Source organism: Phaeodactylibacter sp. (genome assembly GCF_040219495.1).
In the GTDB taxonomy this organism is placed as follows: Bacteria; Bacteroidota; Bacteroidia; order Chitinophagales; family Saprospiraceae; genus Phaeodactylibacter.
On sequence record NZ_JAVJSK010000093.1, the window covers coordinates 1 to 13,626 of the forward strand.

At 52.4% G+C, this 13,626-nt stretch carries 8 protein-coding genes; 2 read left to right on the forward strand and 6 right to left on the reverse strand.

Annotation, left to right across the window (positions count from 1 at the left end; genetic code table 11):
* Window positions 1–484: 484 nt before the first annotated feature.
* From recA to RIC19_RS14275, 3 genes are all read right to left on the reverse strand, one after another.
* Window positions 485–1,576, reverse strand: coding sequence for a recombinase RecA (gene recA, locus RIC19_RS14265; RefSeq protein WP_350179005.1), 1,092 nt, complete (start codon window positions 1,574–1,576; stop codon window positions 485–487).
* Between the two features lie 601 nt (window positions 1,577–2,177).
* Entirely contained in the window at window positions 2,178–2,612 is a 435-nt protein-coding gene (locus RIC19_RS14270) for a DUF2147 domain-containing protein (RefSeq protein ID WP_350179006.1), read from the reverse strand.
* 32 nt (window positions 2,613–2,644) lie between these two features.
* Complete coding sequence (locus RIC19_RS14275) at window positions 2,645–2,992, reverse strand: MGMT family protein (protein ID WP_350179007.1); 348 nt, start codon at window positions 2,990–2,992, stop codon at window positions 2,645–2,647.
* Between the two features lie 99 nt (window positions 2,993–3,091).
* Here RIC19_RS14275 and trpF point away from each other — a divergent pair, with 99 nt between their 5' ends.
* A complete protein-coding gene (trpF, locus tag RIC19_RS14280; protein WP_350179008.1) occupies window positions 3,092–3,739 on the forward strand; it encodes a phosphoribosylanthranilate isomerase in 648 nt (215 codons plus the stop codon).
* Between the two features lie 132 nt (window positions 3,740–3,871).
* Entirely contained in the window at window positions 3,872–11,353 is a 7,482-nt protein-coding gene (locus RIC19_RS14285; RefSeq protein WP_350179009.1) for a PKD domain-containing protein, read from the forward strand.
* 784 nt (window positions 11,354–12,137) lie between these two features.
* Here the strand turns inward: RIC19_RS14285 and RIC19_RS14290 are convergent.
* The 3 genes from RIC19_RS14290 to RIC19_RS14300 all read right to left on the reverse strand — a co-directional run.
* Window positions 12,138–12,377, reverse strand: coding sequence for a hypothetical protein (locus RIC19_RS14290; RefSeq protein WP_350179010.1), 240 nt, complete (start codon window positions 12,375–12,377; stop codon window positions 12,138–12,140).
* A 124-nt stretch (window positions 12,378–12,501) separates the two neighbouring features.
* On the reverse strand, window positions 12,502–13,062 hold the full coding sequence (locus RIC19_RS14295) for a helix-turn-helix domain-containing protein (protein ID WP_350179011.1): 561 nt from the start codon (window positions 13,060–13,062) through the stop codon (window positions 12,502–12,504).
* A gap of 300 nt (window positions 13,063–13,362) precedes the next feature.
* Window positions 13,363–13,626: helix-turn-helix domain-containing protein (locus RIC19_RS14300; protein WP_350179012.1), on the reverse strand; the 264-nt coding region annotated here is incomplete at its 5' end.

Consider the following 13,626-nt stretch of genomic DNA (forward strand, 5'->3'; position numbering starts at 1 on the left):
AAGTGGCCCGGCGATAAATAGCTTCCTACATCGATCACTACCCCGTGCTGCTGCCCGGGCTCATATTTTTTAAATGTTGCCATAGTACACATTATAGCAATTTTTATCTGTTTCTCATAACCAGTTTTCGGTCAGCCTGTAAGGCTAAACTCCGGTTTTCGTGCCTCGTCTAACCAAAAAATTGTTAGTTTTCGACTAGAAGACAAAAGTCCCAACACGCTCTAAGCAATCTGTCCTATTCGTCATCGATACTTGACAGAGCAACAGTGCTTTGTCAAGTATAAAAAGCTGGGTAGCCAGAGATGAGCAGAAAGGGCTTCGCCTTTGCTGGGGAGAACACGCAACTTCTCCGAAGTCTAGTAGTGCTTGCTGGTTTGGCTCCACTCTTGGTTTCGTACTTCAGACTGCTCTTGCCAAAAGTAAACCCCAACGAGCGCTCAAGCATGCACCGGTCTACCCTTTCAGGTTTTGCCATTCACAGATGCTAATCTTCACTGACTTTCACGGCTTTACCTTTGCCATTGGATTTAGACTTATCATCCGCATCACTATCAGGCTCTTCCGCTACGCCGGTGATTTTATTTTTGACCTTCTGCTCAATTTCAACCGCGACTTCCGGGTTATCCATCATAAATTGCTTAGCCGCTTCACGGCCCTGAGCGATTTTAGCCGTATCGTAGCTATACCAGGCACCACTTTTCTGTATGATATCGTGGTCGACACCAAGATCGACGATTTCACCTACTTTAGAGATGCCCTCTCCGTACATGATATCGAACTCTGCGATGCGGAAGGGGGGCGCGAGTTTATTCTTCACCACCTTCACTTTCACGTGGTTACCGACTACGTTGCCCTCCTTGTCCTTGATTGCGGAACCGGAACGACGGATATCGAGGCGCATAGAGGCATAAAACTTCAGTGCATTACCACCGGTAGTGGTTTCCGGGTTACCGAACATGACGCCGATTTTCTCCCGCAGCTGATTGATAAAGACACAGCAGCAGCCGGTCCGGCCGATTGTGCCCGTCAGTTTACGCATCGCCTGAGACATGAGCCGTGCCTGAAGGCCCATTTTGGAATCGCCCATTTCCCCTTCGATTTCACTACGAGGCACCAATGCGGCGACGGAGTCGACCACGATGATATCGATAGCCCCTGAGCGGATAAGGTTTTCGGTGATTTCCAGTGCCTGTTCGCCATTATCCGGCTGAGCAATGAGGAGGTTTTCAGTATCGACGCCCAACGCCTTTGCATAGGTACGGTCGAATGCATGCTCTGCATCAATAAATGCGGCGATACCGCCCTGCTTCTGGCACTCTGCAATAGCGTGAATAGCCAGGGTTGTCTTACCAGAAGACTCCGGCCCGTAAATTTCAACGATACGCCCGCGGGGGAATCCATTTACGCCGAGCGCGATATCGAGGCTCAAAGAGCCGGAAGGAATGGCATCTACTTCGATAACGTTATCGTCACCGAGGCGCATGATTGAGCCCTTCCCGTAGGTTTTCTCTATCCGGTCTACTGTCAGCTGAAGTGCTTTCAGTTTAGCTTCCCGGTCCTTGTTGACGTCTGCCATTTCGTGTGGTTTTATCAAGATTTTGTTTGAATGCCCAACAAAAATAAACACTTCGTTTATAAAAAGCAAACAAACGCTACAATTTATTTGAAAGACCGCCACTGCAAAGCGGCTGCAGGGCGAGCCTCAAGTTAGGCAAACCGGGCAGGGATTCAAAGAGAGGAAGGAGGAAAATACAGAAGCCCCTGACCATCATAAGAAAGTCAGGGGCTCCATAAGTAGTGGATCAACCGGTGCTCAATGTGAGCTTTCCAGGGCAGCTCGTTCACTACTATACTCCAGCACGCGCTGAAGTGTTGTTTTCGAGGGGCTGAACGTCACCTTCGGCAGCGCTCTGTGAGCGGCCTTAAGCTCGCTGTATTCCTCAAATAGCCCGAATTCCCGAGTGAGTGCCTCCTCAAGGCCGAGCCGTTCTGATACCGTCACCTCATTGTAGAGGTATCGGACGAGATGGTTGGATGTAAAGCTTTGCTTCATAGAATAATTTGATGTGGATACGTTTGATAAAATCACCTATTAAACTAAAGAAAAGGGCTACATATTGCCCTTTAAATTTGTTTTTTTCAGTGCTGCACCACCAAAAGCTCCTGAAGCGCTGAGCTTACTTCACCCGGTACCAGGTTTGCGTGCGGTAAACCCCGGTCCAGTGCTTACCGCGCACCTTTAATTCATTCGGCTTACCTTCTTCAAACCATACCGAACAGCCATACTCGCTGCCCGCTTCCGGGTCCATAATGGTGCCATTCTTCCAGTAATCCTTGTAGGGCTCAAGGTCATCGATAATAACCATACCCACCAGCTTTTTCCCTTTTCGGCTGCCCGTGCAAGCTTCGCAGACTTGGTTCTGAGGATATAGCAGAAGCTTGGTGATTTTCCCGTGGTATTTTCCGCCATCCTGGTAAATCTCCACATGCGACTTGGCCTCGCCGGTCTCATCGTCAATGGTTTTCCATACGCCAGTTGGTGCATTTTGTGCCTGAACACTTATTACACCAGCCAGTGTGACAGCCAGAAGTAACAACAGCTGTTTCATCATCTCGCTTAGTTTAAGTTTTGGGTTTCAACCTTTTAATCAACCTTCACTTCATAGTCCATACCCAGGGCTTTAGGGTGCCAAAACACCTCGTCGAAGTCCGCCACGCGGTTTGCTTCCACCCGGATGCCTTCTGCCTCCAGCCGCTCCTGCATTAACGTGGGTGTGGGAAAGTGATTCCGCCCGGTCAGCTCGCCCTTACGGTTGACCACCCGGTGGGCCGGAATGCCTTCCTCGTGGAAGCTGTTGTTCAGCGCCCAGCCAACCATACGGGCGGAGCCCAGGGCCAGGAAATCGGCAATCGCGCCATACGTGCTTACCCGCCCAGGTGGAATCTCCCGGGTCACAGCGAATACCAAAGTATAATAAGAAGGCTGTGCCATGGTTCACATTTCAATTCTATAACTTTGCAGAGTGAGCATGCTGTTTATTTATATCAGCAGTTGAGCATTTATATTGACAAGCAACACCCATTATAGTTTATGCTAAAGACAAAAGTAAAGGCCAGCGCCGTGACCAACCTTACTGATGCCCGTTATTTTGCCGCCTGGGAAGTGGAGTGGCTCGGCTTCAACCTCGATACCGGAGCCGCAGACTACATCCCCCCTGCCAATATGGAGGCCATCCGCGAATGGGTGGACGGCGTGAAAATACTCGGCGAATTCAACCTGCAGGCCACCGATGAAATCCTGGGCGCCGTTGATATGCTCAAGCTCGATGCCGTACAGGTGGGCATGTTCGCCGACCTGCAAACCCTCAAAGCCCTGCACAAAGCAGAAGTGCCCGTCATTCAGGAAATGGTGGTGCAGGACCTGAGCGAGCTCGATGCTATAGCCACCCAGATGAAGGCTAACGAAGACCAGGTGCAGTACTTTGTGCTCGACTTTGCCAAAAACAACCTCAAATGGGCTGATATTCAGTCCAATGCACTGGGCCAGCTTCAGGAACTTTGCGAAGAATTCCCTATCTTGCTAAGTGCTGACTTCCCTGCCGGGCAGGTAGAAGAAGTACTGGAAACCACTGCCACAGCGGGTATCAGCGTACAGGGGGGCGAAGAGGAAAAAGTGGGCTATAAATCCTTTGATGAACTGGATGACCTGTTTGAGGCACTGGAAACCTTTGAAGAATAAAGCGACCAGCCAGGTTGCCCATTTCAACGCTAAAAAGCTAAGCCCTGTTCTTTTGCTTAACCTGGCCAACCACCGGTTTTCGGTGGCTCGGTGAACCCTGTGGCCGCTTTCATAATCTCAAAATACACCCCCATGAAAAAGGGCTTTGTACTGCTGCTTCCTCTTTTGAGTTTGTGGATTCAACTCATTGCACAAAACAATGATCTTGAATGCATTCCGTTTGCACCTGTTACCCTTTTTGAAACCAACAGTGCCTGTCAGGTGGAGCTCAGCCCCTTTCAGCTGCTTACCGGTGACCTGCAAAACTACGATGAAAGCAATTTCCTGCTGACGATATTTGATGGCAGCTCCAGCAATGGAAGTATCCTGGATGGTCCTGGCACGTATGAATTCGAAATCCAGTGCTTTGGTCTCGACATCCCGCCCTGCGGAGACTTCACTTCGTGTTCTGGCATTATAAGTGCCACACTGCCTGTACCAGAGATCACCTCTAATGCGGCGGCCATTTGCCCCGCTGCCAATCCCGGCCCTAATACCCCGGGCGGCACGCAGGACTGTGAGAAAGTCTGCGCCGGCAGTACCGTCACTTATGCCTTAACAGATAGCACTTTCACCATTGAGTCCGTACAGGTCAGCGGCAGCGATGACTTTGCCATCTTTGGCAACCATGTAGAAGTCACCTGGGAGGACGCTGGCTTTGGCAGCCTTTCCCTGCTCGTCAACGGTTCCTGTGGAATAACGCAACAAGTGTTCACCTGCGCTGAAGTCCTGGAAATCCCTACCGCTGAATTCAAAACCCTGCCCGAAGCCAGTGGCGACACCCTTTTTGTCTGTCAGGGGCAATCCATACAGTTCCTCAACAACAGCCAGGCCGCCGAATCTTTCTTTTGGTCCTTCGGTGATGGGAACACCTCTTCCGGGGGCCAGCCCAGCCACCGGTACGAACTGCCGGGCACCTACACCGCTACCCTTTCGGCTTTCAATGAATGTGAATGCGTGGATGAAAACCGCCTAACCATCGTAGTGGAAGAAGGGGAAGTGCCGATTGTAGACTGTGTGGGCACGCTCTGCGCCGGGCAAATTGGCACCTACGAGGCGGCAACCGATTGCAGCACTTACACCTGGAATATCATCGGAAACGGCACCATTATCGACGGTGGCGGCCCACAGGATGACTTCATCAGTGTGGAATGGAACGAAGGGCCCGCAGGCACCGTGCAACTGGAAGTGAGCGATTGCCCCGACCCCGGCAGCTGCACCAGTGTCTTTGAAGCCCAGGTCCCCATTCTGGATGACACCATTGCCATCAGCGGCGCGACCAATGTCTGCCGGGCAGCAACCAGCGTGTACAGCATCGCTCCATACGAAGGCACCGCCATGACGTGGTCGGCCAGCTCTCTTGGCACCATCCTGGAAGGGCAGGGCACCAACGAAATCGTGGTGGAATGGGCCAATTTCCTGTCCAATCAGCCACAGTGGGTCGCCGTGGAGCTCGACAATTGCTACCTGGGCTGCGTGGCTGCTGACACCCTTCCGGTACGCATCACCCCCGGGCTTTTGATAGAAGCGCCTTTGGAAGCTTGTGCCGGCGATACTATAGCCATTGATGCCCTGAGCATCCCCAGCGGCAGCCCCGCCCTTTCCACCTGGGTGCTCCAAAATGCCACCGGCGATACTGTTTCGGTCAACAACAGCGTTACCGGTACCTGGTCGCTCCCCCTCGACTTTACAGATGGGCTCTACGAGGTGACCGCTACGCCCGAAACCGGAAGCGGGTACTGCCTGATGCAGGCCTCCGCCGTACTCAGAGTACTGCCGGCAGTGCCTGCGATTGAAGACATACAGGGCGCCCGGCAGATTTGCCCGGGCCAGGTTTACACCTACGAGGCGGCATCCGACCTGAACGGCGCCCGCTTTTTCTGGACCATCAACGATGGGGGGGCCCTTTCCACCCGTACTGGCAACCCGGTCAATGTAAGCTTTGGCCCTACCCCACCCTACGAAATCAGCGTGCGCCAGGAAAGCGTACTAGGCTGCACTTCTCCCGACACGCTTATCGCTTTGGATACCCTCCCGGAGCTTCAAATCAGCGGGCCGGACGAAACCTGCAATCAGGAAATCACCTCTTACAGCGTAGCGGATATCGAAGGGCTGGACTACAACTGGAGCATCAGCCCTGCCGGCGCTGGCACTATCATCAATGAAAATGGCAGTGCGGATATTATTGTCAGCTGGCACTACACTGGCTTTGCCACTCTTACAATGGAAGCCTGTGATCAGATCGCCCTCCTTCAGGTGGCCGTCTATGGCTTACCGGAGCCGGTGGTTGACCACCCCGATGTCCTTTGCCCGGAGGAAACCGCCACCATTCAGACCACTACCCCTTTCGATAATTACCTCTGGCTGGATGAGCTGGGCAATATCGTCTCCCTAAACAACACCCCGGACCTGGGCCCGGGCTTCTACCGGACGGTAGTCACGGACTTCAACGGCTGTGCTGAAGATACTTTGTTCCTGATCCGGGGGCATGAGGCACCGGAAGTCAGCATTTCCACGCCCGACCCCAATGGCTTTTGCAACCTTACCCCCTCCACCCGCCTGTATGCTACCGATACCGAAGCCGGGTATACTTTCCAGTGGCTACAGGACGGCAACCCTGTAGGAGCCAACAGCGCGCAGTACACCGCAACCGACTTCGGGGATTACCAGGTGAGTGTGACCGATCAGAACGGGTGTACAGACCTTTCTAACACCATTTCCGTGCTCGACTGCGGCGGCATTGGCGGCGGCATTTTTCCGAACAGCCCGGGCTGTGCCGGCACCATTGACCTGCAGCAAATGAGCAATGGCGACTGCAACGACCGCAGCTACGAAGCCATCGTGTCTGCCAATTATATCCCAGGCACTGCCGTCTGGAACTTTGACGATCCCGGCAGTGGCCCGGGGAATGTATCCTTTGGCACCCTGCAAACCAGCCATGTCTTCTCCAGCCCCGGCTTCTACCGGATATTATTTATTGGAGAATTTACGGACCCCGGTACAGGACAAGCAACCACCTGCTCTTTCTACCGCCCCGACACGGTCTATGCGGTCGCCCATTTCAATGCTGACACCGTTTGTGCAGGCGAGCCCACGACCTTCACCGACCGGTCTCGTTTTATTGACGGGGCAACGATCGATAGCTGGGCCTGGGATTTTGGTGACCCCGCCAGCCCGAACAACGTTTCCAACCTGCCTGATCCCCAGCATTTCTACACCGCTCCGGGCGTATACACTGCCACCCTGACCATCACGAGCAATGGCTGCACGTCTACCTTCAGCCGGCCGGTCACTGTCAAAGGCTTGCCCGAGGTAGCTTTCCCGCAGCCCGCCGTAAGTTGTGCCGACGAAGCCGTACAATTTGAAGCCGATGCAGGGCCTGATGTCACAGAACTTTTCTGGAGCTTCGGCGACCCGGCCAGCGCGGAGGCTAACGAAGCCGAAGGGACCATCGCCTACCACCGCTTTGAAGCGCCAGGCACCTACACCGTCTCCCTAACTGCCATCGGGCGCTTCGGCTGCGACAGCACTTTCGTGGAAACGGTGACCATTCTGCCCAATAATCTGAGCGGTATGATTAGCTCGAATGGCACTCAATTTTGTGCGGGGGATACGGCCGTACTTACAGCACCTCCGGGCGGCATTTCCTGGGCGTGGAGCAACGGCGGGACCGGGGACAGCCTCCTCGTTATTCAAACCGGTATCTACGATGTTACCGTTACCAATGCGAATGGCTGCACTTATACACCTGACCCGGTGGAACTAGCCTTCCGCCCTGCCCCCGAAGACACCATCCGGGCGGTGATTTACAACGAACTGGGCCAACCCCTTGGGTACGACTACGACACCCTGGAAGTTTGTGAGGGCAATGATGTATTTCTGGAAACCCTGGGAAATCCCGACTATTCCTACACCTGGTCCAACGGCACCGGTGCGGTCGCCATAGAATTCTCCGATGACCGGGGCAACTTGCTTACTGCCGGCACTTATACTTATGATGTTACCGTGACCGAAACCGCTTCCGGTTGCACCAACGTGGAAGGCCCATTTACGGTGATTGTCAATCCGGCGCCGGAAGTGCAGATCAGCCAATCGCCCGGTGGTTTTGTGTGTGAAGGCACCCTGGTCACCTTTACAGTGGACAGCCCTGACCCTGCCCTCTCCTACCGCTGGAGCAATGGCGTTACCGGTCCCGTCATGCAAACCGATCAGCCCGGGCGCTACATCGTGATGGCCACTAACGGTTTCGGATGCGAAAGCGAAAGCAACACCCTGCAGATTGAGCCCGGCCCGGATATTTCACTGGTGCCCAATGGCTGCTACAGCCGCTGCCGCCCGGACACCCTTTGCCTGCCCGAAATCCCCGGCATCAATACCTATCAGTGGGTATTTGAAGGCATGCCACTGGGGGCAACCTCCTCCACTGTCCCCGAGCTGATCGCCACCGAAAGTGGCAGCTACTGGCTGGACATGGTTGCTGAAAATGGCTGTGCCCTGTCCTCCGAGCCCTTACAACTGGAACTCTTCGACGGGTTAAGCCAGCTGGAGGGGCAGGTGTATATCGATGTCAACGATAATGGCATCATTGACGCAGCAGATACGCTCTACAGCGGAGCCGTCATTGACCTATTGCAAAACAACAGCCTGCTGAACAGCGCTATAGCGAATGCCCCCAATGGTTACACCTTCCCCAATCTACCGGCAGGTGGCTATCAACTACAGCTCGATACCACTCAGTTGCCACAGGAATTAGTACCGGTTTACACCGAAATTGACACCACCACCTTTGGCTGTTTCCTTGCCTTCCCCGCCGACTGGCTGCTGCAGGTGAATTGCACCCCTGACACCACCAACTTTAGCTTTGCCGGCTGTGACTCGGTAGTTTACGAAGGGGTAACCTATGTGCAGGATACCGTTCTGGAAAGTGCGCTGAGTAGCTTTTGGGGCTGTGACAGCCTGGTGCAGGTTTCTATTGACATACTACAGCCCACAGCTGCCACCCTGCAGGCCAACGCTTGCGAGAATGAAGCTTTCGACTATCAGGGCACGCTTATCCCGGCCGGTACACAGCAGGATTTTATGCTTACTAATGTTGCAGGTTGTGATTCCATATTGACGGTGGTGGTGGCAACGCTATTGCCTACGGATTCCACACTTACCCTCGCCGCTTGTGAGGGGGAAAATGTGGACTATCTGGGTACGCCGGTGCCGGCGGGAACACAACAAGACTTCACCTTTCCCAATACCAATGGATGCGACTCCATAGTCACGGTGGTTGTTGAAACGCTACTGCCCACCGATTCTACGATCGATCTCGCGGCTTGTGAGGGTGAAAGCGCGGACTATCTCGGGACGCCTATACCCGCAGGGACGCAGCAGGACTTCACCTTCACCAATGCCAATGGCTGTGACTCCGTCGTCACTGTGGTCGTGGAAACGCTATTGCCTACCGATTCTACGATCAATCTCGCGGCTTGTCAAGGCCAAAGCGCAGACTATCTCGGTACACCAGTACCCGCCGGGACGCAACAAGACTTCACCTTCACCAATGCTAACGGCTGCGACTCCGTGGTCACTGTAGTCGTCGGAGTCCTCCTGCCCACCGATTCCACAATCAATCTCGCCGCTTGTGAGGGCCAAAGCGCAGACTACCTCGGTACACCAGTACCCGCCGGGACGCAACAAGACTTCACCTTCACCAATATTAATGGGTGCGACTCCGTCGTCACTGTGGTCGTGGAAACGCTATTGCCTACGGATTCCACACTTACCCTCGCCGCTTGTGAGGGGGAAAATGTGGACTATCTGGGTACGCCGGTGCCGGCGGGAACACAACAGGACTTCAACTTTCCCAATACCAATGGCTGCGACTCCATAGTCACGGTGGTTGTTGAAACGCTACTGCCCACCGATTCTACGCTCAATCTCGCGGCATGCCAGGGCGAAAGCGCAGACTACCTCGGTACGCCTGTGCTGGCGGGAACGCAGCAGAACTTCACCTTCACCAATGCCAATGGCTGCGACTCCGTGGTCACTGTGGTCGTGGAAACGCTATTGCCTACGGATTCTACAATCAATCTCGCCGCTTGTGAGGGCGAAAGCGCAGACTACCTCGGTACGCCTGTGCTGGCGGGAACGCAGCAGGACTTCACCTTCACCAATGCTAACGGCTGCGACTCCGTAGTCACTGTGGTCGTGGAAACGCTGATGCCTACCGATTCTACGCTCATGCTGGCGGCTTGTCCCGGCGAAAGTGTGGACTATCTCGGCACGCCAGTCATCGCTGGTACGCAGCAGGACTTCAACTTTACCAATGCGAATGGGTGCGACTCCGTGGTCACCGTGGTCGTGGAAACCCTCCTGCCCACTGATTCCACCCTGCAGGTGCAAGCCTGTACGGGTACTGACTACGTGTACGAAGGCACAACCATCCCGGCAGGCGAGACCGCAAACTTTACCTTTATCAACGCCAATGGGTGTGACTCCATGGTTACAGTGGAGGTGGAGGCAGTGGAAGCTCTGGAGACCAACATCGCCCTATCTGCCTGTGAAGGGGCGAGTATTGATTACAATGGTACCGAGCTTCAGGCGGGGCAGGACACGGTATTCACTTTCCAGAGCGCTGCCGGGTGCGACTCTTTGGTTTTTGTGGAAGTGGGCACAGCCGACCCCAGCTTCACCACCATCAATCTCGAAGCCTGTACCGGAACGACCGTTGATTTTGAAGGGCAATCCCTCAGCCCGGGCGATTCCCTGCAGCTGGAACTGACCAATAGCGAAGGGTGCGATTCTGTTGTGCTGGTGCGGGTGGAAGAACTATCCGCTCCCGTGCCCACAGCAACCACAACGCCCAGTTGCCCGGAAGGCAGTACAGGAGCATTGGTAGTTCAGGACAGCTCCCAGCAACCACTGACCTTCACCCTGCAAGGTTTCCCTACGCAGAGCGACCCGGCATTCAGCGACCTGAGCGCAGGCGATTACAGCGTGACTGTTGCCAACACCAGCAACGGTTGCACGGCTACGCTCATGGCGACCGTTGAAGCCTTGCCACCGCTGCAGGCCGAACTCGATATTCAGCCCGGCGATTGCGAAACACCATTGACTACGGTTGATGCCGTCGTGCTCTCCGGTGCAGAATCAGAGCTTTCCTACAACTGGAGCAATGGAGAAAGCGGCCCGATGGCGCAATTCGATACTGCCGGCACTTACCAACTGACCCTCAGCAACGCCTGTGAGGTAATGACGCTGAACTTCAACGTCACCGCTCCAAGGGTGGACGAAGCGGCTTTCCTTTACCTGCCCACCGCCTTCTCCCCCAACGAGGACGGCAATAACGATACCTTCCAGGCTTACCCGGCACCGGGCCTGGAGTGGCAGTCCTTCAAGCTAATGGTCTTTGACCGCTGGGGCAATCAGCTGTTTGAAAGTAATGACCCGCTACTGGGTTGGGACGGCATTTTCAAAGGCAGCCTAATGAATACTGGTTTGTATGTGTACCACCTCAAGGGTAAGGTGTTTTACTGCGGTCAGGAATTGGATGTGGAACGGGAAGGCGGGGTCATGCTCGTACGGTAAGGCTGAAGGCGTTGAACTTCTTGCAGCAATCGCCCCCCCGACTATTGCAATACCATGAGCGAAACTTCAGGTAAGTTCGAAGCATAGGGTATGAAAAACGCGCGTTGGCCCCTGCAATGAGACAGGAATCCAACGCGCGTTTTTTTATTTGAGCCGGTTTGGCGTTTGTTGCTATTTGTCAATCTAGTGCCTCAAGTCATAGATCTCTGATACTTAAGTTGAAGTTATTTTTCGACTAATCAAGGCGAAGAGTAGGCGGAAAAGAACGAAACTTGGGGTGTCAAGGATTTATGGCTTGAGGCACTAGTGCTCTGCCAAGTATGAAAAGCGGCGTATTCTGAGATAATCAGAAGGAGCATTTCTCCTCGGCTGGATATAACGTGCGACTTCTCCGAAGTCGATCTCCCGTGGTGTTGCCAGGGTTACAAGGGTGTAACTTCTGCGAAGTCTTCCAGCATGTGCGGCCCGTTGTGGTTCATAATGGCACTGCATTAAAACACTGATAAAGGGGGATTCCCCCCCTCTATCAGCGTAGCATGGGATGATAATAGCAGGTGACAATCGGTTCGTTAGGCCGTTACTGAAGCGTAATGTAGAATGAATACTCATTTGGTGTTTTAGGGAACGCTCAGTCATCACACTTGCTTATATCACCTAGAATAGTTCTGCTAAACAGCGTTAAAACCTGATAGGAACATACCTTAAGGGATGCTATCTTAGCATCTCTAAGACCTGACCGTAACGGGCCTGTCAAAAGCAAAGCCCATCAGGTTTTTAAAGCTGCTTAAGCTTTTACAGGCTGAAGTTTCCTGATGATACTGACCACCTCTTCGCGGCTTTTATGTAGCCTGGATTCGATTCTTTTGAGCAGATCGTTTTCTTTACCTGTTTCAAATTTCAAATCTGAATCTGTAAGCTGATCATACTTCGCCTTCATTTGTTTGGATAGATTTTTCCAATCGCCCGTCATTTTGAAGGATTCTTGTTTTTTCTCGCCCTTAACCGTTTCTTTTGAATGTTGCATAATCTTTTCCTTTTAGTGTTGCAGATAAACCTCTACAACAGTGCAAAGGTGGGAGTATCTCAAGCCTAAAGCGTTATGCATATCAGGATTTCAGTTACATGTATCACACGTTTCGAGAACGTGATCAGAGGTCTTCCAGGTTTTTTTTGCGCCGCTGCCCCAGCTTTTTGTAGAAGGTAGGGCTAAGCCCGGTCACTTTTTTGAACTGATTAGACAAATGGGCCACACTGCTGTAATGTAACCGGTAGGAAATCTCAGTGATGTTGAGTTCGTCATACAGCAAAAGTTCTTTCACCTTTTCAATTTTATGTTTGATGATGTACTGTTGAATGGTGATGCCTTTGACCTCCGAAAAAGTGTTAGCCAGATAGGTATAATTATAGCCTAGCTTATCGCTTATGTATTCAGAATAGTTTACTTTTGGAACTTCATCGGCATAGTGGATCATTTCTACAATGACACTCTTGATTTTCTCAATCAGGATACTTTTCTTGTCATCCAACAGTTCCAACCCTGATCTACGCAAATTTTCATTCAGCTGACGCTTCTGCTCTTCTGTAATGTCCTCTAATATTTCAACCATGCCCAAAGTAACGATAACGTAGTGCAAGCCTAGCTTCTTCAGTTCTTCCCTAACCACCATTTTGCACCGTAGACTGACCATGTACTTGATATATAGCTTCATAACATGGGCTTTAAATCTTTCCTTAATAATGCTTAAAGGGCATCATTAAATCGAGCTATTCCCCCCTCGTTTGCCTGAAGCATATCTGACGGATCAAATTAGCCACAAGGGTTGAAAGGGGTTCGAAAATGATTGACTTGCGATAGGAAGAAATGGCAACCGTGTTGAACGTTACATGACCTTTTCCTTTTAATACTACAGATAAACCTCTCCAGCACTACAAATGTGAAAACATTTCACACACGAAGGGTTGTACATTTCTAGGATTAAGTTACATATATCACATGTTTCAAGGGCGTGCTAGAGGTCTTCCAGGTTTTTTTTGCGCCGCTGCCCCAGTTTTTTGTAGTAGGTGGGGCTAAGCCCGGTCACTTTTTTGAACTGATTAGACAAATGGGCCACACTGCTGTAATGTAACCGGTAGGAAATCTCGGTGATGTTGAGCTCGTCATACAGCAAAAGTTCTTTCACCTTTTCAATTTTATGTTTGATGATGTACTGTTGAATGGTGATGCCTTTGACCTCCGAAAAAGTGTTAGCCAGATAGGTATAATTATAGCCTAG